General features: G+C 56.2%; 19 protein-coding genes and 1 pseudogene. 7 read left to right on the top strand and 13 right to left on the bottom strand.

What is annotated here, in order from left to right; translation table 11 throughout:
* Positions 1–15: 15 nt before the first annotated feature.
* A complete protein-coding gene (mdtQ, locus tag RVY89_RS03990) occupies positions 16–1,434 on the bottom strand; it encodes a multidrug resistance outer membrane protein MdtQ (RefSeq protein WP_484826960.1) in 1,419 nt (472 codons plus the stop codon).
* Positions 1,435–1,637: 203 nt separating this feature from the next.
* Between mdtQ and yohP the strand changes: the two genes are divergently transcribed.
* A complete protein-coding gene (gene yohP / locus RVY89_RS03985) occupies positions 1,638–1,721 on the top strand; it encodes a small membrane protein YohP (RefSeq protein ID WP_015572324.1) in 84 nt (27 codons plus the stop codon).
* Between the two features lie 38 nt (positions 1,722–1,759).
* On the opposite strand, the gene RVY89_RS03980 is transcribed toward yohP, so the two are convergent.
* The 5 genes and pseudogenes from RVY89_RS03980 to dusC all read right to left on the bottom strand — a co-directional run bounded on the left by RVY89_RS03980 (position 1,760) and on the right by dusC (position 8,739).
* Positions 1,760–3,154, bottom strand: a complete 1,395-nt coding sequence (locus RVY89_RS03980; protein WP_484826959.1) for a glycoside hydrolase family 1 protein — start codon at positions 3,152–3,154, stop codon at positions 1,760–1,762.
* 15 nt (positions 3,155–3,169) lie between these two features.
* Positions 3,170–5,133: pseudogene (bglF, locus tag RVY89_RS03975) on the bottom strand (PTS beta-glucoside transporter subunit IIABC).
* Between the two features lie 24 nt (positions 5,134–5,157).
* Positions 5,158–5,991: a BglG family transcription antiterminator LicT gene (gene licT, locus RVY89_RS03970; protein WP_023336336.1), complete on the bottom strand. Its 834-nt coding sequence runs from the start codon at positions 5,989–5,991 to the stop codon at positions 5,158–5,160.
* Positions 5,992–6,157: 166 nt separating this feature from the next.
* A complete protein-coding gene (locus tag RVY89_RS03965; RefSeq protein ID WP_484826958.1) occupies positions 6,158–7,504 on the bottom strand; it encodes a carbohydrate porin in 1,347 nt (448 codons plus the stop codon).
* 302 nt (positions 7,505–7,806) lie between these two features.
* Positions 7,807–8,739 carry a tRNA dihydrouridine(16) synthase DusC gene (gene dusC, locus RVY89_RS03960; protein ID WP_484826957.1) on the bottom strand — a complete coding sequence of 311 codons (933 nt, stop codon included), beginning with the start codon at positions 8,737–8,739 and terminating at the stop codon, positions 7,807–7,809.
* A 167-nt stretch (positions 8,740–8,906) separates the two neighbouring features.
* Between dusC and RVY89_RS03955 the strand changes: the two genes are divergently transcribed.
* From RVY89_RS03955 to RVY89_RS03935, 5 genes are all read left to right on the top strand, one after another.
* Complete coding sequence (locus RVY89_RS03955; protein ID WP_023312463.1) at positions 8,907–9,302, top strand: CidA/LrgA family protein; 396 nt, start codon at positions 8,907–8,909, stop codon at positions 9,300–9,302.
* Entirely contained in the window at positions 9,299–9,994 is a 696-nt protein-coding gene (locus RVY89_RS03950) for a CidB/LrgB family autolysis modulator (protein ID WP_029740398.1), read from the top strand. Before RVY89_RS03955 ends, RVY89_RS03950 begins: the two co-directional genes overlap by 4 nt.
* A 129-nt stretch (positions 9,995–10,123) precedes the next feature.
* Positions 10,124–11,008: a cytidine deaminase gene (gene cdd, locus RVY89_RS03945; RefSeq protein WP_484826956.1), complete on the top strand. Its 885-nt coding sequence runs from the start codon at positions 10,124–10,126 to the stop codon at positions 11,006–11,008.
* A 127-nt stretch (positions 11,009–11,135) separates the two neighbouring features.
* Complete coding sequence (sanA, locus tag RVY89_RS03940) at positions 11,136–11,852, top strand: outer membrane permeability protein SanA (protein WP_008500918.1); 717 nt, start codon at positions 11,136–11,138, stop codon at positions 11,850–11,852.
* 124 nt (positions 11,853–11,976) lie between these two features.
* Positions 11,977–13,365, top strand: coding sequence for a glutamine synthetase family protein (locus tag RVY89_RS03935; RefSeq protein ID WP_484827897.1), 1,389 nt, complete (start codon positions 11,977–11,979; stop codon positions 13,363–13,365).
* 50 nt (positions 13,366–13,415) lie between these two features.
* On the opposite strand, the gene mglC is transcribed toward RVY89_RS03935, so the two are convergent.
* The 7 genes from mglC to RVY89_RS03900 all read right to left on the bottom strand — a co-directional run bounded on the left by mglC (position 13,416) and on the right by RVY89_RS03900 (position 21,609).
* A complete protein-coding gene (gene mglC, locus RVY89_RS03930) occupies positions 13,416–14,426 on the bottom strand; it encodes a galactose/methyl galactoside ABC transporter permease MglC (protein ID WP_029740401.1) in 1,011 nt (336 codons plus the stop codon).
* A gap of 15 nt (positions 14,427–14,441) precedes the next feature.
* Positions 14,442–15,962, bottom strand: coding sequence for a galactose/methyl galactoside ABC transporter ATP-binding protein MglA (gene mglA, locus RVY89_RS03925; protein ID WP_484826955.1), 1,521 nt, complete (start codon positions 15,960–15,962; stop codon positions 14,442–14,444).
* 79 nt (positions 15,963–16,041) lie between these two features.
* Positions 16,042–17,040 carry a galactose/glucose ABC transporter substrate-binding protein MglB gene (mglB, locus tag RVY89_RS03920; protein WP_023312468.1) on the bottom strand — a complete coding sequence of 333 codons (999 nt, stop codon included), beginning with the start codon at positions 17,038–17,040 and terminating at the stop codon, positions 16,042–16,044.
* A 294-nt stretch (positions 17,041–17,334) separates the two neighbouring features.
* The gene (gene galS, locus RVY89_RS03915) at positions 17,335–18,357 is read right to left on the bottom strand and encodes an HTH-type transcriptional regulator GalS (protein WP_484826954.1); all 1,023 of its coding nucleotides are present in this window, start codon (positions 18,355–18,357) and stop codon (positions 17,335–17,337) included.
* 155 nt (positions 18,358–18,512) lie between these two features.
* Positions 18,513–19,670 carry a DUF418 domain-containing protein YeiB gene (yeiB, locus tag RVY89_RS03910; RefSeq protein WP_484826953.1) on the bottom strand — a complete coding sequence of 386 codons (1,158 nt, stop codon included), beginning with the start codon at positions 19,668–19,670 and terminating at the stop codon, positions 18,513–18,515.
* 19 nt (positions 19,671–19,689) lie between these two features.
* Positions 19,690–20,358, bottom strand: a complete 669-nt coding sequence (gene folE, locus RVY89_RS03905; protein WP_008500927.1) for a GTP cyclohydrolase I FolE — start codon at positions 20,356–20,358, stop codon at positions 19,690–19,692.
* 102 nt (positions 20,359–20,460) lie between these two features.
* Positions 20,461–21,609, bottom strand: a complete 1,149-nt coding sequence (locus RVY89_RS03900; RefSeq protein ID WP_484826952.1) for a YbfB/YjiJ family MFS transporter — start codon at positions 21,607–21,609, stop codon at positions 20,461–20,463.
* Positions 21,610–21,747: 138 nt separating this feature from the next.
* On the opposite strand from RVY89_RS03900, the gene fghA reads away from it, so the two are divergent.
* Positions 21,748–22,575 (top strand): S-formylglutathione hydrolase, encoded by an 828-nt coding sequence (gene fghA, locus RVY89_RS03895; RefSeq protein ID WP_484826951.1) that lies wholly within the window; start codon positions 21,748–21,750, stop codon positions 22,573–22,575.
* Positions 22,576–22,616 lie beyond the last annotated feature (41 nt).

Raw genomic sequence — 22,616 nt, 5'->3', positions numbered from 1 at the left:
AGATAATGGCCTTTTTTAGCCATGATGATAGCCACCGCCCAGCGCCGACGTCAGCTGCAGGGTAGCGTCGACATATTGCCCCTTCAGCAGCACTCCTTCGAGGTGCTCTTTGAGGGCCGGAATTCTGGCTTCGCTGACCCGGGAACCCGCAACGATCCCCGCGCTGAAACGCGCCTGCGCCAGCGCCACGACCCGCGCCGCATCTTTTTCAACCTGCTGCTGACGGCCGTTCTTCGCCATAAGCGTTTCGACTTCGCTGGCCGTGCGTGCCACCTGACTGACGGCTTCGACCACCGCTTTGTTGTAGTTGGCTACCGAGAGATTATTCTGCGCCTGGGCGATATCAAGGCTGGCGTTCAGCCTGCCGCTGTCAAAAATCGGCAGCGTCAGCCCGGCGGTCACGCCCATCTGCTGCGCTGAAGAGCGAAACAGATCGCTCAGGTGCAGCGCATCCTGCTGTAAGAACGCCATCAGGTTTACGTCAGGATAGAAAGCCGCTCTGGCGGCCTCCACCTCGCTCATGGAGGCTTCGATATACCAGTGCGCCTCCTGAAGATCAGGACGGCGTGCCAGCAGTTCATAGCCGAGCGTCGCCGGTAACGAAGCGTCTACCGTCGGCAGCGCATGCCGCGTAAGCGTTACGGAGGAAGAATTCGTCAGCGCGACCAGACGCGCCTCTACGGCTTTCATCTTCCCGTTGACCCCAGCCAGCTCCTCTTCGGTTTTGCTGGCGTTGATGTCCGTTTCAACGCCCTCTACGGATGAGGTGATGCCGTGCTGATACAGTTCGCGATCGGCGCCGATAATGTTGTCCTGCTCATGTTTGATCTGCGCGAGCACCTCCCCTGCGGCGGCCTGCGTTTGCCACTCCCAGTAGAGTCGCGCCACGCTGCTGGCCAGCAGCTGCCGGGTCTGCTCCAGCTCCGCTTTTTGCGCATTCACTTTGCCAATCCGGGCCTCGACCCGGGCGCGATTTTTTCCCCACAGATCGAGATCCCAGCCAGCGGTCAGGCCAAAAGTGCCGTTGGTGTACCACGGCCCGGTGGTGCCTGCAGCCGGGTCGGTAAAGGCAAAGGGCCCCATCAGCCCTTCGGCGGACATTTTCTGGCGTTCCACATCGGCGGAAAAATCAATTTGCGGACCGTCTGCCGCCATTACGGCTTTGGCCTGGGCTTCCGCAAGCGTAATGCGCTGACGGGCAATCTGCATATCCGGCGCATCGCTTAATGCTTTAGCAATAAGCCCGTTAAGCTGGGGATCATTATACGCTTTCCACCACTCATTTTTCGGCCAGTCCTGATGATTCAGAACCGTATTAACCGACGCCGCCGTGGTTTGCGTTTTAATGGGAGACACCGTGGCATGTTCAGGCGCGCAGGCAGCCAGAATAAAAACGAAGGGTGTGCTCAGAGATAAAATAAGAGAACGTTTCATGACGCCATACACTCAAAAAATAAAGGCGCACGTTACGCTCGATGTTGTTAATTTTTTTAGTAACGCGTGGCAATCCGCAAATTGTCATACATCTTAATACCCGGAAATTTATTCCCAAAGAGAATGATTAAATCCAATACATTCACGTCAAATATAAATACGCTGCTACACTTATTCAGGACATACATGAGCGGGAGAAAGAAATGAAAATATTACTGTGGGTTATTTTGATTATATTTCTGATAGGGCTCTTAGTGGTTACCGGCGTATTCAAGATGATTTTCTGATTCATTTGCCCGGCTCTGAGCCGGGCAACGCGTTGATATCAGTCTTTCAGCGAAGCACCTTTCGTGGCAATAACCTCTTTATACCAGTAGAAACTTTTCTTACGGCTGCGCGCTAAGGAGCCTTTTCCGCTGTCATCGCGATCGACGTAAATAAAGCCGTAGCGCTTTGAGAGTTCGGCTTTAGACGCGCTCACCAGATCGATGGGCCCCCAGCTGGTATATCCCATCACCTCAACGCCGTCGTCAATCGCCTCTCGCACCTGCACCAGGTGGTCGTTGAGGTAGCTGATGCGATAGTCATCCTGCACCACGCCGTCCGCATCCGGTTTGTCCTTCGCCCCAAGGCCATTCTCCACGATAAACAACGGCTTCTGATAGCGATCCCAGAGAACGTTTAACAGGGTACGCAGGCCGATGGGGTCAATCTGCCAGCCCCATTCGGAACTTGCCAGATGCGGGTTTGGCACCATGCTCAGGATGTTGCCACGCGCCTGCTGGTTGAGCGCGTCGTCCGCGGTGACGCAGCCCGTCATGTAGTAGCTGAACGAGATAAAATCGACGGTCGATTTCAGCGCCTCGCGGTCGGCATCCGTTACCTCTAGCTGAATACCGTTGTCGCGGAAGAAACGCTGCATATAGCCCGGGTAGGCGCCGCGACACTGCACGTCGCCAAAGAATTGCCACGCGCGGTTTTCCTGCAGCGTCTCCAGAACATCTTCCGGCTTGCAGGTCAGCGGATACATCAGGCCGCCCAGCAGCATGTTGCCGATTCTGGCATCCGGAATAATCTCGTGGCAGGCCTTCACCGCCAGCGCGCTGGCCACCAGCTGGTGGTGGATCGCCTGGTACACCTCCCCTTTGCTGCTGGTTTCCGGCAGGCCCACGCCGGTCATCGGCGCGTGCAGAGACATATTGATCTCGTTGAAGGTCAGCCACAGCTTCACCTTCTCTTTGTAGCGCGTAAACACGGTGCGGGCGTAGCGCTCGAAGAACCCAATAGTCTGGCGGCTGCCCCAGCCGCCGTACTGTTTCACCAGCCCCCACGGCATTTCGTAATGCGACAGCGTCACCAGCGGGGTAATGTTGTGCGAGGCCAGTTCGTCAAACAGCCGGTCGTAAAACGCCAGGCCCGCTTCGTTAGGCTGCTGCTCGTCACCGTTCGGGAAGATACGCGTCCAGGCAATGGAGACGCGCAGGCAGCTAAAGCCCATTTCGGCAAAGAGCCTGATGTCTTCCGGGTAGCGGTGATAGAAGTCGATGGCGACGTCCTTGATGCCGCTGTCGCCCGCCACGCGCTCAACCACCGGGCCGAAGACCCCCTGCGGCTGAACGTCTGAGGTGGACAGCCCTTTGCCATCCTCCAGATACGCGCCTTCTACCTGATTAGCGGCAACCGCGCCGCCCCATAAAAAATCGTCCGGGAAAGTTTTCATCACATTCTCCTGTTATTAATGGCTTACGCTGAGTAACGGCGCACCGGCACTGACGGATGTTGCCGCCACGGTCACCACGTCACGGTACTCATCGCTGTTGCTGATAATGATCGGGGTCGCCAGGTCGTACCCGGCATCGATAATCGCCTGTCGGTCAAACTCCAGCAGCAGATCGCCGGGCTGTACCCTGTCGCCCACCTTCACGTGGGCGGTAAACGGCTTGCCGTCGAGCTTCACGGTGTCGATCCCCACGTGGATCAACACTTCTATTCCGCCGTTGCTGAGCAGGCCGATGGCGTGTTTGGTCTGAAACAGCGAGGCCACCACGCCGGCAAACGGGGCAATCACTTTGTTATCGGAGGGAATAATCGCGGCACCGCTGCCCAGCAGGCCGCTGGCAAACGTGGTATCCGGCACCTGGTCGAGCGCAAGAACGGTACCGGTCATCGGTGCCAGCACATCGTTTTCACCCGCTGGCGCAACCGCCTCGGGCGCTGAGCGTGCAGGCATGCCCGCCGCCAGCGTCAGGCCGCAGCTCAGCACCAGCGCCACCACCGTACCGATAATGCCGCCCCACAGCGTAGCGTCCACGCCGCCCGGCGGAATCATCTGGGCGATAGTAAAGATATTGGCGAAGCCGAAAGAGTAAACGTGGGTGTCACTGAAGCCGACAATCGCCCCGCCGATAGCGCCTGCCACGCAGCCAAAAATAAACGGACGGCGCAGCGGCAGGTTTACGCCATACACTGCGGGTTCGGTAATACCGAAAATACCTGCCGTCACGGATGAACCGGCCAGCATTTTCTGACGCGCATCGCGGGTACGCAGGAAGATCCCCAGCGCCGCCCCCACCTGGCCGAACACCGCAGGCAAAAGCATGGGCAGCATGGAGTCATGCCCCAGCACCGCCAGGTTGTTGATCATCAGCGGCACCAGCCCCCAGTGCAGGCCGAAGATGACGCAGACCTGCCACAGCGCGCCCATCGCCGCGCCCGCCAGCCACGGTGCCAGAACGTAAATACTCTGATAGCCGTTCGCCAGCATCTGGCTCAGCCAGGTCGCCAGCGGCCCGATAACGAGGAAAGTCAGCGGCACGGTCACGACCAGACAGATCAGCGGCGCGAAGAAGTTTTTCATCGAGGAAGGCAGCAGCCTGGTGCTCTGCTTTTCCAGCCAGCAGCTGACCCACGCGGCGAGAATGATCGGGATCACCGACGAGCTGTAGTTAAACCAGGTCACCGGGATGCCGAGAAACGCCTCGGAAACCGCCCCCGGCTGCTGGCTGGCATTAAACGCCGCAATCATCATCGGATGGGTGAGCGCCCCGCCGATCACCATGGTAATGAACGGGTTGCCGCCGAACTTTTTCCCGGCGGTATAGCCCAGCACCAGCGGGAAGAAGAAGAACAGCGCGTCGCTGGCGGCGAACCAGATTTTATAGGTGCCGCTCTCGGGGCTGAGCCAGCCGCACACCACGGCCAGCGCCAGCAGCCCTTTCAGAATACCGGACGCGGCCAGAATGCCAATAAACGGGGTAAAGATCCCGGAGACAATGTCAATCAGACGACCCAGCAGGTTCCCCTTTTCACCCTTCTCTTCCACAGCAGGGGCGTCATCCGTAAGGCCTGCTTCATTACGGACAGCCTGCCAGACGTCGTGAACGTGGTTGCCAATCACCACCTGAAACTGGCCGCCGCTTTCAACCACCATGATCACGCCCGGATTTTTCTTCAGCCCTTCTGCATCCGCCCGTTGATTCTCTTTCAGTTTGAAGCGAAGCCGGGTTGCGCAGTGCACAAGACTGACGATGTTCTCTTTTCCGCCAACGTGGCCGAGAATATCCTTCGCTAAAGCCTGGTATTCCATCTCGATTTCCTTACATCCGATGCCCGCAGGCACCTGTTGACTGAGTACAAAAAATAAAAAAACCCGAGAACGGCCTTCTGACGAAGGCCGCGCTCAGGTTTTGCCTGCGTGATGCAGTAACAATCCTGTTTTGAGGCTTAACGCCCCTCTTTTCTCACCCGCTCGATATGAATGGCGAGGAACATAATTTCTTCGGTTGTCAGCTCACGCTGATAGCTTTTGTTCAGGTGCTGCGCGATTTTCTCGGCGCATTTCCACGCTTTCGCGTAGTTGTCTTTTACTGCCGTATGCAGCGAGACATCATCATCTTCCACCACTGTGCGGGTGAGCATCCGCTGGGCAAAAAACTTCAGGTGGGTGACAAAACGCTGATAGCTGAGCGACTCTTCGTCATACTCAAGCTGCAGCTGATACTTCACCAGCTGCAGGATCTCCTGCATCACCCGCGTCACGTGCATCACCTCCGGCATTTCGCTGTTCAGCTGCGCGGTGACCAGATGCAGCGCGATAAAACCGGCCTCATCCTCCTCCAGTTCGACGTTCAGGCGTCTGGCGATAATGGCCCGCGCCTCCTGCCCTAACTCGAACTCCTTCGGATACAGCCGCTTAATATCCCACAGCAGCACGTTTTTGATGGCCAGCCCTTTCTTCTGCCGCTCAATCGCAAAGTAGCAGTGATCGGTGAGGGTGATGTACAAACTCTCCTGCAGCTTGCCCAGCCGCTGCGCCGCCAGCCCGATGATGCGGTCGCAGGTGGTCATCACCTCCAGCGGAATTTGACTCAGCAGCTCTCCAAGCCGACGCACCAGTTCATCGCTTTGTAACGCAAACACCTTTTCAACCAACGCGGTATCCAGCGCTTCACCGACGCGCTTCTGAAAGGCCAGCCCACGGCCCATCACCACCTGTTCGCGCCCGCGCTCATCCTGAACAACCACCACGTTATTATTGAGTATCTTGGCGATTTTCATCTGAACCCCAGAAACAAAAAAACCTGACCTCCGGCAGATGCCAGAAAATCAGGTTTTGCCTGCCTAAGCAGTAACAATCCAGTTCTGGCACTCTATCAGTTTCATTCGTAGCCTCAATGCCTCACGCGTCAGAAACGTGACGCGGATCGAACTTGCTACGGTGATATCAGAAGCTCACCACCGTTTTCAGCTCGGTGACCCAGGCATCCTGGGTGCGACTGACCCCGCCGGGATGGTGCCAGTACTGAATGCCCGGCTGCAGCTCAAGCCATGACACCGGACGAAAACGGTAGTAAAACTCGCCGTTCAGGGAATGGCCCGGCACCGGGTGATATGCCGGATTGTTATAATCGCTTACGCCGCTCACGCTGTTCAGGTAACGCTGGTTGCGGGCGTACTGGTTGCTCATATCAATCCAGGTTAAGCCAAATCCAATCCAGTCTTCCGGTCGCGCATCAAACAGCCCGCGGTAGCGCAGCGAGGCGGCGTAAACCTGGTGCATGTAGTTAGTGCTCTGATCCGCAAGGCTCATGCTGAACGAGGTGCTCAACCCGCGATTCGGGTCATCCTGATGCTGCGTAAGCTGCTGGTTCAGCCCGGCGTACATGAACCAGGTCCGGTTGTGCGTATCGAATCCGTCCGGGTCCGTCGCCCCCGCCCCACCCGATTTACCGCGATAAAGATCGGTTTGCGGCGCGTTGGTAAACACCGCGCCCAGGTTGTAAGCGCCCGGCAGACCGTTAATCAGCGGACGCGCTTCGATTTCAACCGGCAGCAAGACCCCTTTGCTGCCCTTCGTCGACCAGCTCCACGCGTGGCTGCGGCTGGATGCCTGCGGATTTTGCTCCATCACGCCGCCCTTCAGGGTCAGCGTCGGCGTTAATTGATACGAAAGCGTGGTGCCCCAGGTGTGCACGTTCCAGTTGTTCCAGGTGAGCGAGTTGGCCGACTTCCCGCCGCACTGCGACAGCAGCTGGAAATCACAGGGAATGATTTGGTCGAAGGTCTGCACCTTGTTCATCATCCCGATGCGCCAGGTCAGACGCCGGTCGTCAAAGCTGCGGGCAAAGGTCAGCCAGCCCAGACGAGTAATCGACTGCCCGCCCCAGCTCTCCTGGGTTAAATCGTTAAAGTTGACGCGCGGGTCCTGCACGCGTTTGGTGGTGAGGTCGTCATTGTGATTACGGTTGACGATGTTCCCCTCGATACGCGCGTCCGGGATACCGGTCCAGCGCTCCAGGTCCTGGTTGAAGGTCAGCGCGAACTGGTCAATATAGGCCACGTGGGAGTCGTGGTTATAACCACCGCCGCCGTTCCAGCCAATTTCATTCAGGTATCCGAGATTATAGGTAAAACCGTTATCGTTAAGGATTTTACGTATGCCGAGCATTTCGCCCAGCACGGGCGCCGGTGGAGCTTCAAAACCTAATACCGTTCCGTTCCATTCCTGCGCCAGCGACAGCGGGGATATCGCCAATAAGGCGAACGCATAGAGTTTATTTTTATATGCCATAATAACAACCTGTGATTGAGTATTGAGTGCGTAACCGGCCGCAGGAAATTTTTCTATTTCCTGTCGATATTTCATTTTTTAAAAACCAGTAAATAGCGCTAAGCCAAATGTCTCTCCTGCGTAAACGACAGGCAAAAAAAAACCTAAGCGCTCCACAGCGAAAATGCTGTGAAACGCTTAGGTTTTGCCTGTTAACCAGTAACAATCCTGCGTTGAAAACAGTGGCACCTTAACACCGTCGCGCCACGTTGAAAACCTGAACTGTTTTCTGCTTTAAAAAAGTGTGAGCAATTTAACGCTTATTATTTTGACTGAATCACCCGGGCAATATCAGCCGACGTCTGTAAAGTACGAATCTCCTGAAATAACCCCAGCGCTTCATCGTACTCTTTGCGTAAATAACTCAGCCACTGCTTAATTCGCGCGACGTGATACAAACCGGTGTCGCCCTGCTTTTCCAGACGGCTGTATTTTTGCAGCAGCGTGACGACGTCTGCCCACGGCATCCGCGTCTCGTTATATTTCACCACCCGGCTGAGGTTGGGCACGTTCAGCGCGCCGCGGCCGATCATTACCGCATCGCAGCCGGTGGCGCTCAGACAGGCCTGCGCGCTCTCGTAGTCCCAGATTTCGCCGTTGGCGATCACCGGAATAGTGAGGCGTTTGCGGATCTCACCGATCGCCTGCCAGTTAATGCGATCGGCTTTGTAGCCATCTTCTTTGGTACGGCCATGCACCACCAGCTCGGTGGCCCCGGCCTGCTGCACCGCATCGGCGATTTCAAACTGCCGCGCGTCGCTGTCCCATCCCAGGCGCACCTTCACCGTCACCGGCAAATGCGCGGGTACCGCCTCGCGCATGGCCTTCGCGCCGCGGTAAATCAGCTCAGGATCTTTCAGCAAGGTGGCCCCGCCGCCGCTGCCGTTCACCAGCTTCGACGGACAGCCGCAGTTGAGATCCACCCCGTAAGAGCCCAGCTCAACCGCCCGGGCGGCGTTTTCCGCCAGCCATTCCGGATACTGGCCGAGCAGCTGAATACGCACCAGCGTGCCGGAAGAGGTCCGGCTCTGGTTGTGCAGCTCAGGGCACAGACGGTAGAAGGATTTTACCGGCAACAGCATATCGACCACGCGCAGGAACTCCGTCACGCAGAGATCGTAATCATTCACCTCGGTCAGAAGCTCGCGCACGAGAGAGTCGAGCACGCCTTCCATTGGGGCCAGTAAAACACGCATAGCAGTACCTGTGAAAAAAGACGCGCTATAGTATCTGCTCTGTATGTGTGTGGAAAGCACGACGTTCCATTCTGGAATGTCTGGTATGCTCAAATTTCATGATGTGATCCGTGGCACATTTTTTGGTTTAATTGTATGATGAATGCGTTTCAGCAAGGACTATCACCATGAGCAAATCATTGAACATTATCTGGCAATATCTGCGCGCATTCGTCCTGATTTACGCCTGCCTGTATGCCGGGATTTTCATCGCGTCGCTGCTGCCTATCGTCATTCCCGGCAGCATTATCGGCATGCTGATCCTTTTCGTTTTGCTGGCGCTGCAAATCTTGCCCGCAAAATGGGTCAACCCCGGCTGCTTCGTCCTCATTCGCTATATGGCGCTGCTTTTCGTGCCAATTGGCGTCGGGGTCATGCAGTATTTTGATTTGCTCAAAGCCCAGTTCGGCCCGATTGTGGTCTCCTGCGCGGTCAGTACGCTGGTAGTTTTCCTGGTAGTGAGCTGGAGTTCGCATCTGGTGCATGGCGAACGTAACGTGGTCGGGGAGAAAACAAAAAAATGATGGCCAATATCTGGTGGTCGCTGCCGTTAACCTTGGCGGTGTTCTTCGCCGCGCGCAAACTTGCCGCGCGTTTCAAAATGCCGTTGCTGAACCCGCTGCTGGTGGCAATGGTGGTAATCATTCCGTTCCTTCTGCTCACCGGCATTCCTTACGAACGTTACTTTGCCGGCAGCAAAATTTTAAACGACCTGCTGCAGCCCGCCGTCGTGGCGCTCGCCTTTCCTTTATATGAGCAGCTCCACCAGATCCGCGCCCGCTGGAAATCCATCATTACCATCTGTTTTGTCGGCAGCCTGGTGGCGATGATCACTGGAACGTCGGTAGCGCTGTTGATGGGAGCCTCCCCGCAGATTGCCGCCTCTATCCTGCCTAAATCGGTGACCACGCCTATCGCGATGGCGGTCGGGGGCAGCCTCGGCGGCATTCCGGCCATCAGCGCGATGTGCGTCATTTTCGTCGGTATTCTCGGCGCGGTGTTTGGTCACACCCTGCTGAACGGGATGCGTATTCATACGAAAGCGGCGCGGGGGCTGTCGATGGGGACCGCCTCCCACGCGCTGGGCACTGCCCGCTGCGCGGAGCTGGATTATCAGGAAGGCGCGTTTAGCTCGCTGGCGCTGGTGATCTGCGGGATTATCACCTCCCTGCTGGCCCCGTTCATTTTCCCGCTGATTCTGGCGGTGATGGGCTAAAATTTGCGATGCGTCGCGCAAATTTCATTTTGATTTCATAAGTTGCATACATAATGAGAAGTGGATCACATATAAAGCCCTGACGGCTCCGTAAACTACCGATCCATTAACCTTTATGAGGCAAACGCCATGCACCCACGTTTTCAAGCTGCTTTCGCCCAGCTTGCAGAGAATTTGCAGTCAGCCCTTGCTCCCGTTCTGGCAGATGCGCACTTCCCCGCCCTGCTGACCGCGGAGCAGGTCACGATGCTGAAACAGGCAACGGGACTGGATGAAGACGCGCTGGCTTTCGCACTGCTTCCTCTGGCTGCCTCCTGCGCGCGGGCCGATCTCTCCCACTTTAACGTCGGGGCCATTGCGCGCGGCGTCAGCGGCACCTGGTACTTCGGCGGCAACATGGAGTTCCTGGGCGCAACCATGCAGCAAACCGTGCACGCCGAGCAGAGCGCCATCAGTCACGCCTGGCTGCGCGGTGAAAAAGCGCTGAGCGCCATTACCGTTAACTACACTCCGTGCGGCCACTGCCGTCAGTTTATGAACGAGCTGAACAGCGGGCTGCAGCTGCGCATCAACCTGCCAGGCCGCGCGCCGCACACGCTGGGGGATTATCTGCCTGACGCGTTTGGCCCAAAAGATCTGGAGATCAAAACGCTGCTGATGGACGATCAGGACCACGGTTTCGCCCTGTCCGGCGATGACCTGAGCCAGGCGGCGATTACCGCCGCCAACAAGAGCCACACGCCGTACAGCAAGTCCCCGAGCGGCGTGGCGCTGCAGTGCCGCGATGGCCGAATCTTCACCGGCAGCTATGCGGAAAACGCCGCGTTTAACCCAACGCTGCCGCCGCTGCAGGGCGCACTCAACCTGCTGAGCCTGAACGGCTATGATTATCCTGACATTCAGCGAGCCATTCTGGCTGAAATTGCCGATGCGCCGCTGATTCAGTGGGATGCCACTGCCGCAACGCTTAAAGCGCTGGGCTGTACGACGATTGACCGCGTACTGCTGGCTTAATCCTTCCGGCGGGCAGAAATGCCCGCCAGTTTGCTGAAAAACCCCTCAGTTGAGTCGCTGTTTCTTGCGCTAACCAGGCGGGTAAAGTAGCCTGAGTTAAATTTCACCTTCGGTACGAGCCATCTGCATGTTAAAGCGCGTTTTTTACAGCCTGTCTGTCCTGGTCGGCATACTGCTGTTGATCGTGCTCGGTCTCGACCGCTGGATGAGCTGGAAAACCGCCCCCTACATCTTTGATGACCTGCAGGACCTGCCCTATCGCCAGGTTGGCGTGGTGCTCGGCACCGCCAAGTATTACCGCACCGGTGTCATCAACCAGTATTACCGTTACCGCATCCAGGGCGCGCTGAACGCCTACAACAGCGGCAAGGTGAACTACCTGCTGCTGAGCGGCGATAACGCGCTGCAAAGCTACAATGAACCGGTGACGATGCGTAAGGACCTGATTGCCGCGGGCGTGGATCCTGCCGATATCGTGCTCGACTACGCCGGGTTCCGCACCCTGGACTCCATCGTGCGCACGCGCAAAGTCTTCGACACCAACGACTTCATCATCATCACCCAACGCTTCCACTGCGAGCGCGCGCTGTTTATCGCCCTGCATATGGGCATTCAGGCGCAGTGCTACGCGGTGCCGTCGCCAAAAGATATGCTGAGCGTGCGCGTGCGCGAGTTCGGCGCCCGCTTTGGTGCCCTGGCCGATCTGTACATCTTCAAACGCGAACCGCGCTTTTTAGGCCCGCTGGTGCCTATTCCGGCGATGCACGAAGTGCCGGAAGACGCGCAGGGTTACCCGGCCGTCACGCCCGAGCAGCTGCTTGATATGCAGAAAAAAGAGAAATAGCGGGACCGCCTTTATACTTTCTTTACGCCGGACCTGACGCTTTTTATCTCCCCTTTACGCCGGCTCTTTTAAGCTGAGTTCACTGCCGCTACGGCTTCATTGAAGAATGACTATGAACTCGATAATGAATGCGTTTTTCCTCAAAAGTCTCCGCCCGTACTTTAACTTTCCCGGCTTATCACTCCCTGGCGCACTCACTTCTGGTCTCTGGCTGGATGAAAAAATTGACGCCCTGCAGCACAACGTTGCCGTGGAAGTGGCCGATTATCTGGAACGTTACCCGCAAACGAAACATGTTGACGTTTACCTGAACGATATCAACGGCACGATGCGCGGCAAGCGTCTGTCGGTGGAGAGCATGCTGAACCTGGAGAAAGGCTGTTATTTTCCGCTTTCCGTCTACTCAATGGATCAGAAGGGAAACATCGCTGCCCCGCTTCATGATGAACCGGACCGACTCTGCGTTCCGGTCGCCGGCTCTTTGCGTCCCTGTCCGCAGGATCCGCAGCACAACGCGCAGATCCTGTTAACGATGAAAGACAGCGACGGTAACCCCTGCCCGCTTGAGCCGCGCGTGATACTGCAGAACGTCGTGGCCCGCTTCCACCGGCACGGCCTTTTCCCGGTGATTGCCCCGGAAATCGAGTTCTATCTGACGGGACAGGGCGATCGCGATCCGCAAAATCAGGGCTGCTTTCACATGGATACCTCGTCGGCGCATGCGGCGCTGTTTGACGAGCTGGAACAGCTGGCGCACCTGCAGCGCATTCCGCTGCCAGGGGTCGTAGCGGAAGCCGAGTCCGGTCAGTACGAATTAAACCTGAAGCACAGCCATCGCGTCGTTGAGGTCTGCGATAACGTGCTGGCGCTTCGTCGCCTGACCCGTTATGTCGCTGAAAAGCACGGCCTGCAGGCCAACTTTATGGCTAAGCCATTCAGCCAGCTGTCCGGCAGCGGTTTGCACATCCATTTCAGCCTGAACGATAGCCGCGGAGACAACGTCTTTGCTTCCCCGGTGAATGCGCTGAGCAGCATGATGCGTTTGTGCATCGCGGGCCAGCTGGCGCTGATGCCCGCCTCTATCGCCATACTTGCGCCGGGCGTCAACGCGTTTCGTCGCCTGCGTAAAAACCTGACGGAACCCGTCTTTAACTCCTGGGGCTATAACACCCGCTCCGCCGCCTTGCGTATTCCCTGCTCGGATGACCACAACCGTCGTATCGAGTACCGGCTTGCCGGGGCCGATGCGAATCCGTATCTGGTGGCAGCCACTATCCTGACCGGCATGCTCTACGGGCTGGAAAACATCGACGAGGAGGACTTGCCCGAACCGCAGCACGATCGGCCCGAACTGCCGCTGTTTCAGCAGGAGGCGATTGAGACCTTTGCCCGCTGTCAGTATCTCACCGACAGCCTGGGCGACGCCTTTTCCGAACAGTGGGTCGCCTGCAAGCTCTCTGAACTCGACTGGTTTGAACGCATTGTGACCCCAGAGGAGTCACAGCTGGCATAAGGCATAAAAAAAGCCCGCTCGGTGAGCGGGCCGGGTACAGCGAGAGACGATTATTTCTTACGCGCGTACTTCAGTGAATCCAGCGCAACCGCGAAGATAATAATGGCGCCCTTGATGATGTACTGCCAGTACGGGTTCACGCCGATATAGGTCAACCCGTAGTTGATGACGGTGAAGATGATCACACCGGTCACCACGCCCAGTACCGTACCCACACCGCCGCTGAAGGAGACGCCGCCTACCACGCAGGCTGCGATCGCATCCAGCTCGTACATGAAGCCAAGGTTGTTGGTTGCAGAGCCGATACGGCCCGCTTCCAGCATCCCGCCGAAGGCGTAGAACACGCCGGACAGCGCATAGATGAAGAGCAGGTTCAGGGCAACGTTTACGCCGGAGACTTTCGCCGCTTCCGGGTTACCGCCGATCGCGAAGATGTTTTTACCAAAGCGCGTTTTGTTCCACAGGATCCAGACGAAGGCCACCGCGATCAGCGCATAGAAGGTGATATATGACAGGCGGAAGCTGCCCAGCGCGATAAACCCTTGCGTAAAGGTCGAGAAGCCGCTGTCAAAACCCGAGATAGGTGAAGCACCGACAAAGTCGTAGTACAGGGAGTTGATACCGTAAACGATGATCATCGTACCCAGGGTGGTGATAAATGGCGTCACGTTCAGGTAGGCGATGATAATACCGTTGATCAGACCAATCACCGCACCGATGGCGCAGACAATCAGGATCACCACGAAAATCGGCATGGTGGCCATTTCCGGGAAGACCTTGTTGGCGTTTTCCATCGACTGCAGCAGGGTTGCTGCGATAACCGCCGCCAGACCCACCTGACGACCGGCAGAAAGGTCCGTCCCCTGGGTCACGATCAGGCCCGCCACGCCCAGCGCAATGATAATACGCACGGAGGACTGGGTCAGAATGTTACTCAGGTTCAGCAGGCTTAAGAACGTAGGGTCCTGGAAAATGATGATTGCCAGCAAGACTAAAAGAACAACGTAAATACCGCCTTCTTTCAGGTAAGTGAGAAAACTTTTTTTATTTAACGCACTCATGAGGAGCCCCTGATCTTAAAGGTGCAAAGACGCAAGACGCAAAATTTCGTTTTGCGTTGTCGTTTTGGTGTCAACAATACCGGCGACGAGACCATTGCTCATAACCAGAATACGGTCCGTGATCCCTAACAATTCCGGCATTTCGGAAGAAATAATAATGATCCCTTTATTCTTTTTCGCCAGCTCGGCAATCAGCTGATAAATTTCAAACTTCGCGCCGACGTCAATACCGCGGGTCGGTTCATCCAGCATCAGAATTTCTGGCTGGGTTAATAACCAGCGGCCGATAATCACTTTTTGCTGGTTACCGCCTGACAGCGAACCAATTTGGGTGCGGTGCCCTGGCGTTTTCACGCGCATGGAGTCAATAACCCATTGGGTATCGCTCTTCATGCGGGAGTTATCCAGCAGTCCAACTTTGTTTTTGTAATTGCGAATGTTAGAAATTAACGAGTTAAAGTTAATATCCAGATAGGCATAAATACCGGTCGAACGACGCTCTTCCGTCACCAGTGCAAAACCATTATTAATGGCTTCGTTGGCGTTGTGGTTATTGATTTTCTTTCCGTGCAGCGTAATGGTGCCCTGAGCTTTCTCACGGATGCCAAACAGGGTTTCCACGATATCGGTGCGTTTTGCTCCGACCAGACCGGCAATCCCCAGGATTTCACCCTTGTGCAGGTCGAAGGAGACATCGCGGATGGACGGCTGACGTAACGAGGTCAGATTACGCACTTCCAGAATCACTTCGCCCGGCTTGTTCTCTTTATCCGGGAAGCGCTGGTTCAGGGAGCGGCCGACCATCATGGCGATGATCTTGTCCATGTCCAGCCCTTCCAGCGGCTGCGTGGCAATCCACTGACCGTCGCGCAGGATGGTGATCTCATCGCACAGCTGGAAGATCTCTTCCATTTTGTGGGAGATATACACAATGCCGCAGCCGCGATCTTTAAGCTTGCGAATAATGGTAAAAAGGTGGTTAACCTCTTTTTCCGTTAATGACGATGTCGGTTCGTCCATGATGACGATTTTCGCATCATAGGAGAACGCTTTGGCAATTTCGATCATCTGCATCTGTGAGACGGATAATGTTCCCACGCGGGCGCGCGGATCGATATCAATATCCAGCTCGTCGAAAATCGCCTTGGTGTCGCGATACATTTTTTCCTGATCGACAAAGACACCCTTGGTTGGATAACGCCCCAACCACATGTTATCCATGACTGAACGCTGCAGAACCAGGTTTAATTCCTGGTGAACCATCGAGATACCGTTTTCCAGCGCTTCTTTCGCTGAATGGAAATCGATCTCTTTCCCCTGAAAAAGAATGCTGCCAGAATCTTTTTGATAGATCCCAAAAAGACATTTTAATAATGTTGATTTACCCGCACCGTTCTCCCCCATTAAGGCGTGAATAGAGTGAGGACGAACTTTTAAATTAACATTATCGAGTGCCTTAACGCCGGGAAATGACTTGTTGATACCGCTCATTTCCAACAGGTATTCACCGGATGACTGAGTAGTTGTGCTGACCATAATTATACCTTGTTGGCCTCGCATATCGCGTTATAAAAGGGCGCAACGAATTGCGCCCAGTGGAGACAGTACCGCTTACTTATTTACCGATAAACTCAGCCAGGTTGGACTGGTCTACGCCCACGTAAGGTACGCGAACGATTTTATTTTCAATTTTCCAGCTGGTGCCATCAGCCGCACCTTTACCGTCGGCCAGGTTTTTCGCCAGATCGAAGGTCGCTTTCGCCTGGTTGTTGGCATCGTTCAGAACGGTACCGGCCATTGCGCCAGATTTAACCAGCGCCAGCGCTTCTGGCAGTGCATCCACGCCGAACACAGGAATGGAGGATTTATTGTGTGCTTTCAGCGCTTCTACCGCACCCATTGCCATCGCATCGTTGTTGGCGATAACCACTTCGATTTTGTTGGCGTTAGGGCCAGACAGCCACGCGTCCATCTTATCTTTCGCCTGAGCGGTATCCCACATCGCGGTATCTAACGCCAGCTGCTGGGTCTTCAGGCCTTTGTCGTTCAGCTCTTTGATAACGTAAGTGGTACGCGCTTCAGCATCCGGGTGGCCTGGTTCGCCTTTCAGCAGCACGAACTGAATCTGGCCGTCTTTGTTCAGGTCCCAGTTCGGGTTCGCCGCCCAGTGTTTGGCGATCAGATCGCCCTGAATAATACCGGACTCTTTGGAGTCGGTACCGACGTAATACGCTTTGTCGTAGCTATCCAGCGCCTTACGGGAAGGTTCTTTGTTGAAGAAGACGATCGGCACGTTCTGGCCGCGCGCTTTTTCAATAACCGTGCCTGCTGCAGCCGGGTCAACCAGGTTGATGGCCAGGGCTTTCACGCCTTTCGCCAGCAGAACGTCGATCTGGTCGTTCTGTTTGGACTGGTCGTTCTGGGAGTCGTTCATCAGCAGCTGAACGTCTGGCGCTGCTTTCGCATCTTTCTCAATCGCTTTACGCACAACAGACATGAAGTTGTCGTCGTATTTATAGATGGTCACACCAATACGGGTATCCGCAGCGTGCGCTGCTGCACCAAAAAGCATGCTTGCCATTACAGCAGACAGGGTCAACACCTTCTTATTCATGGTATCTCCGGTTTTTTTATGCAGGGTAGTTCTTGTGAATAACGATCGGCGGGCAGGTGTTAATAAAACGTTACTGACAGCCGAAGTTCACTTATAAAATTTCTATCTTCCGTGTTCGGTAACGCTCCAGAAATGCGTTTTATTCGTTGTTTGCGGCTCGTTGGCTATAGTGAAAGTGAATAATCACCGTTACATAGCGTTTCAGCTCCTAAAACGCTGACATCATAGTCAGCGCCTTGTTAAGATACTGTGAATTTACTCACAGATTGAAAACGGTTACATCACCTGATGTAATCAGTTAGTGATCGGAACCACAATTTGCCTGGCCGCGACGGAGTGCCGGCGTACTAAAGTCGGCATGAAACAGTGCGTTGCGCCCGGATCCAGCAGCCCTGCCGCCCCCTGTAACGCCAGCTCAGTCGCCAGTTTCGCCATAGAAGCAATGGGGTAACGCACCGTTGTCAGCTGCGGGTCGGTGTAACGGGCAATCGGAATATCATCAAAACCAATGAGTGATAAATGCTGCGGCACCGCAATGCCGTTATCTTTCAGCGCCGTCAGGGCCCCTGCCGCCATGCTGTCGTTATAGGCAAACACCGCAGACAGCTGCAGGTTGCGGCCCAGTAGCTCGACCATTGCCGCCTCACCGCCCTGCATGTCCGGCGTGCCGGTGCCCGTCCAGCTTTCTGACGGCGTAATGCCGTGCTCTTTCAGGGCGTTTTGCCACCCCTCGCGCCGCAGATCGTCATCTTCAATCTGATGGCTGGAGGCCAGATAACCGATCCGCTGGTGCCCGTTGTTAATGAGCATTTTCGTGGCCATCATGGCACCGCTGACGTTATCCAGCCCGACGCAGCGGTGGGCATAGCCCGGAACGATGCGGTTGATCAGCACCATGCCTGGGATCTGATCCATAAAGCCGGTTAGCTCTTCATCACATAAGGCTTTTGAGTGGACAATCAACGCGTTACAGCGCTGGCGGATCAGCACTTCGATGGCATGGCGCTCTTTTTCGGCCTCATGATAGCTATTGCCGATCAGGACGTATTTCTGATGCTGCTGGGCGACCACGTCGACCGCTTTCACCAGCGCGCCGAAAAAGGCATCTGATACATCCATCACCACCACGCCGATGGTGTCGCTAACCTGCGTCGCAAGCGCTTGGGCATTGGCATTTGGCCGGTACCCGAGCTGGGTCACGGCTTTCATTACGGTTTCACGGGTTTCAGGGCTGACCAGCGCGCTGTTGTTGAGCACGCGTGAGACGGTAGCCACAGAAACGCCCGCCTGACGGGCGACGTCACGAATGGTGATCATATTCACCATCCTTCAAAGGATTGCAGCAACTCACAGACACCCCCTGTGTTTAGCAAGGTGGCTATTTTGGCAGCGAGAGAAAGGGGACTACGTGAAGAAGCTCACACTCATGAAAACGCTTACATCCGTTTTGTTAATGATTGTGATCCAGATCGTTATCTGGATGTGTTTTTCAATGATACCCCTGAAGCATGTGCGGTTAACTGACGCCACACCCACTCCAGCGGTCCCTGGCGGAAATAACGTAGCCAGAGCACAGAAAACGCCAGGTTTACTACCCAGACCGGGATAACAAACGCCAGCAGCGTAAGGCGGTCGAATTTCATAAACAGGCCAAAGCGATAGAAAAGCGTGGTGCAAATCAGCGTTTGCAGGAGGTAGTTGCTTAACGCCATGCGTCCCACGCAGGCGATAGCGCTGACGATCCACAGGCGGGAAAGCGTTGGCCAGAAGCCATAGATCAGCGCCGCATAGCCGATGGTCTGAAACGGCGCGCTTAGTTCGCGCGGCACCTGGAGCAGGAACGCGCACCAGCGGTAATCCCAGTGGATATGCCACTGCATAATTACCGCCGGGAGGTTAATCAGAACGCCGAGCAGCACCAGTCCGGCGCCGGTGCGACGATAGTGACGCAGGCTGAATTCGCCTTTCAGCCAGCCGGTGCGCATCAGTGACGCGCCCATCAGCATCATGCCCGCCAGCTGCCAGCCGTATTGTGCCCCCAGCGCAAGGAGGTTATCCCCCAGCATATCCGCGCGGTTGCTTATCGCTTCCGTACCGCCTTTCAGCTTCCAGTACTGTTCGTACTGCAGGTTAGCGGCATCCGGGGTCCAGGAACGGTTTGTCGCCTCGCCGGAGATCATCCCCAGCAGCAGCAATACAGCAAGCCCCATGACATAGAGCATCACGCCGGTGTTGAACAGGCTTTTAACGCTGTGCGCATCGCGAATCAGACGCCAGCAGATGAGCCCGACTAACCCATACGCGAGAAGAATATCGCCGTCCCAGAAGAACAGACCGTGGATAAAGCCGAGGATAACCAGCAGCGTCAGGCGCGACTGGATCCAGCGCGTGCCGCGTTTAAGGAGCAGTTGCAGACCCGCGCCAAACAGCAGGGCAAACAGCGTGAGGAACTTAACCTGCGCGAAGAGATCGAGGATCGCCCAAGTCCAGGCGTCGCTGCGGGTGATGTCGCCATACCAGGCAGGATTGAGATAAGCCGCCTTCGGCAGACCGAAGGCGCTGATATTAAGCAGCAGGATACCGAGAATGGCGACGCCGCGAACAAAATCGAGCGTGACGTTTCGCTCCATGGTCCCTGCCCTGTAAGACTTAATTGTGGTGACGTACCGCGCGCAGGAACTCCTGGCGGGTATTCTGGCTCGATTTAAACAGGCCGCCCAGCGAGGTTGTTGTGGTCGCGCTGGTTGCATCACGCACGCCGCGCGCCTTCACGCAGTAGTGAACCGCGTCGATAGAGACGGCCACGTTATTGGTACCCAGCAGCGTTTGCAGCGCGGTCAGGATCTGCTGCGTCAGACGCTCCTGCACCTGCGGACGCTGCGCGAAGAACTGCACGATGCGGTTGATCTTCGACAGGCCAATCACCGTATCTTTTGGGATATACGCCACGGTCGCTTTGCCGTCGATGGTGACGAAATGGTGTTCGCAGGTGCTGGTCAGGGTGATATCGCGCACCGTCACCATCTCATCCACTTTCATCTTGTTTTCAATGACGGTGATTTTCGGGAAGTTGGCGTAATCCAGCCCCGAGAAAATTTCGTCGACATACATTTTCGCGATGCGGTGCGGCGTCTCCATCAGACTGTCGTCACTCAGATCGAGATTCAGCAGCTCCATGATATCGGTCATATGACCGGCAATCAGACGCTTACGGGTTTCATTGTCCAAATCCTGTACGGGCGGACGCAGTGGCGTTTCAAGACCGCGCGCAACCAGGGCTTCGTGGACCAGGGCAGCTTCTTTACTGAGTGATGACATTTTGATCTCCTGCAGGTGTGGCGTCTTTTGCCCTCGTTGTGGCAAAAGTATGCGCTCATTGTGCGTGAGGCGGCGCACATAATCCAGTATTCACGACGATAATTATTGCAATTGCTGTTGCCTTTCAGCGTGACGATTCCAGACCAGGGCTCCCCCCACGAACAGCGCAATGCCCGCCAGCCCCAGCGCGGGCTCCAGCCGGTGGGAAAGCCAGGTTGATAACGCTGAGGTCATCGGGCCAATCAACTGCCCAATCGCATATCCGGTGGTGAGCAGGCCGGCCATATAGCGCGTGTGGTTTGGCGCCAGCTCGCGACCGTATAAAAGCGAGAGCTGCACGGCACACAAAAAGCCGCCTCCCACCAGCAGCCCGCCCGTCAGCAAACCGCCAATCCCCGGCAGCAGCCAGGCCGCCAGCACGCCTGCCCCCTGTAACCACAGGACTATAGCCAGCCTGCGGTTAGCCGTTGAGGTATGGCGTAAAAGAATACTGAGCGCAATACCCACCACGGCGGCGATACCAAAAATCGGCCAGACAAACTGCGCAAACAGGCTGCCGGGAAAACGCACTGCCGCCATTTGCGACAGGAAGGTCGCCGGGAGGATATAGCCAAACCCGGCCAGGCTGTAGCTCCAGACCAGACGCTTTAAATCCGCCGTCAGCACCAGCGGCTCCGGGGCGGTGCCGGGCCGATGGAGCTGCCCGGATCGCGGAAGGTAGCGCGCCACCAGCGCAATCAGCACCAGCGCCAGCACGCCGTAGATTTGCCATGCCGCTCCGGCCGAAAGGGATTTTGCCTGAATATAGACGGCGAGCAGGCCGCTCAGGGCAATGCCCGCCCCCGGTCCGGCAAACACCGCAGCGCTCAGGCCCGGTTTACCCAGCTGCCCCAGCCGTTCGTTGGTCCAGGCTGCGATGAGTACCATCGACCAGCCGCTCATGCAGCCAATCACGAAGCGCAGCAGGCCGTGCACGACGGCGTTCTCCGCCGCCGCGGAGAGCAGCGTCAGCGCAACCGCGCCGGTGATGCCAAGCCAGAGGCGCGTTTCCACAAAGCGGTGCGCGCGCATCGCATCCCACGCGCCCACCAGATAGCCCAGATAATTCATCGCCGCGACCAGACCCGCGCTGGTCAGCGTAAGCTGCCCGGCAGCAATCATCAGCGGCACCTGAGGCGTAAAGGCAAAGCGCCCTATCCCCATCGCCACCACCAGAACGACAAACCCACTGAGCGCAATACGCAGCGCCATGACGGCTCCAATTGTTAAAGAAAAGTAAATTTATGATGCAGCATCTCGCCGTCTGGCGAAAGTGAAAGTTACTCACAGGTCAATGAAAAGACTGTATTATGGTTTTTATGAATACGCATTCTCATTAAGGAGCCCTGCATGGAACTGCTCGAAGAGCACCGTTGTTTTGAAGGTCGACAGCAGCGCTGGCGGCATGACTCCACCGTCCTGAACTGTGCGATGACGTTCAGCATTTTCCTGCCGCCGACGGAAAATCCGCCGGTTCTGTTCTGGCTTTCAGGCCTGACCTGTAACGACGAAAACTTCACCACCAAAGCGGGCGCGCAGCGTATTGCTGCCGAGCTGGGCATTGCGCTGGTGATGCCTGACACCAGCCCGCGCGGCGATGATGTGGCCGACGATGCCGGATACGATCTGGGCAAAGGCGCAGGGTTTTATCTCAATGCGACCGAGCAGCCCTGGGCGCGCCACTACCGCATGTATGATTACCTTCGCGATGAACTTCCTGCGCTGGTGAAGTCGCAGTTTGCGGTTGGCGAGCGCTGCGCGATCAGCGGCCACTCGATGGGCGGACACGGCGCGCTCATCATGGCGCTGAAAAATCCGGGGAAATACGTAAGCGTGTCGGCATTTGCGCCAATCGTGAACCCAACGCAGGTGCCGTGGGGGCAGAAAGCCTTCACGAACTATCTGGGTGAAGATGAAGCGAATTGGCAGGAATGGGACAGCTGTGCGCTGATGCTGGCCAGCAAATCTGAAGCGGCGATTCCCACCCTTATCGATCAGGGTGATGCGGATCAGTTCCTCGCCGGGCAGCTACAGCCTGCGGTGCTGGCAGAAGCGGCACGCCAGAAGGACTGGCCGCTGACGCTGCGCATTCAGCCGGGATACGATCACAGCTATTACTTCATTGCGTCCTTTATTGAGGATCATCTTCGCTTCCATGCGGAGCATTTGTTCGGATAAGTGGCGCCGATTGCCGGGTGGCGGCTTCGCCTTACCCGGCC

It is taken from the genome of Enterobacter sp. 3U4, from assembly GCF_057224565.1.
This window is presented reverse-complemented; position numbering and strand designations above follow the sequence as displayed.

Excerpts from the sequence above, each read along its gene's own strand:
- mdtQ (WP_484826960.1), bottom strand. The coding sequence starts at position 1,434 with ATGAAACGTTCTCTTATTTTATCTCTGAGCACACCCTTCGTTTTTATT.
- yohP (WP_015572324.1), top strand. The coding sequence starts at position 1,638 with ATGAAAATATTACTGTGGGTTATTTTGATTATATTTCTGATAGGGCTC.
- RVY89_RS03980 (WP_484826959.1), bottom strand. The coding sequence starts at position 3,154 with ATGAAAACTTTCCCGGACGATTTTTTATGGGGCGGCGCGGTTGCCGCT.
- licT (WP_023336336.1), bottom strand. The coding sequence starts at position 5,991 with ATGAAAATCGCCAAGATACTCAATAATAACGTGGTGGTTGTTCAGGAT.
- RVY89_RS03965 (WP_484826958.1), bottom strand. The coding sequence starts at position 7,504 with ATGGCATATAAAAATAAACTCTATGCGTTCGCCTTATTGGCGATATCC.
- dusC (WP_484826957.1), bottom strand. The coding sequence starts at position 8,739 with ATGCGTGTTTTACTGGCCCCAATGGAAGGCGTGCTCGACTCTCTCGTG.
- RVY89_RS03955 (WP_023312463.1), top strand. The coding sequence starts at position 8,907 with ATGAGCAAATCATTGAACATTATCTGGCAATATCTGCGCGCATTCGTC.
- RVY89_RS03950 (WP_029740398.1), top strand. The coding sequence starts at position 9,299 with ATGATGGCCAATATCTGGTGGTCGCTGCCGTTAACCTTGGCGGTGTTC.
- cdd (WP_484826956.1), top strand. The coding sequence starts at position 10,124 with ATGCACCCACGTTTTCAAGCTGCTTTCGCCCAGCTTGCAGAGAATTTG.
- sanA (WP_008500918.1), top strand. The coding sequence starts at position 11,136 with ATGTTAAAGCGCGTTTTTTACAGCCTGTCTGTCCTGGTCGGCATACTG.
- RVY89_RS03935 (WP_484827897.1), top strand. The coding sequence starts at position 11,977 with ATGAATGCGTTTTTCCTCAAAAGTCTCCGCCCGTACTTTAACTTTCCC.
- mglC (WP_029740401.1), bottom strand. The coding sequence starts at position 14,426 with ATGAGTGCGTTAAATAAAAAAAGTTTTCTCACTTACCTGAAAGAAGGC.
- mglA (WP_484826955.1), bottom strand. The coding sequence starts at position 15,962 with ATGGTCAGCACAACTACTCAGTCATCCGGTGAATACCTGTTGGAAATG.
- mglB (WP_023312468.1), bottom strand. The coding sequence starts at position 17,040 with ATGAATAAGAAGGTGTTGACCCTGTCTGCTGTAATGGCAAGCATGCTT.
- galS (WP_484826954.1), bottom strand. The coding sequence starts at position 18,357 with ATGATCACCATTCGTGACGTCGCCCGTCAGGCGGGCGTTTCTGTGGCT.
- yeiB (WP_484826953.1), bottom strand. The coding sequence starts at position 19,670 with ATGGAGCGAAACGTCACGCTCGATTTTGTTCGCGGCGTCGCCATTCTC.
- folE (WP_008500927.1), bottom strand. The coding sequence starts at position 20,358 with ATGTCATCACTCAGTAAAGAAGCTGCCCTGGTCCACGAAGCCCTGGTT.
- RVY89_RS03900 (WP_484826952.1), bottom strand. The coding sequence starts at position 21,609 with ATGGCGCTGCGTATTGCGCTCAGTGGGTTTGTCGTTCTGGTGGTGGCG.
- fghA (WP_484826951.1), top strand. The coding sequence starts at position 21,748 with ATGGAACTGCTCGAAGAGCACCGTTGTTTTGAAGGTCGACAGCAGCGC.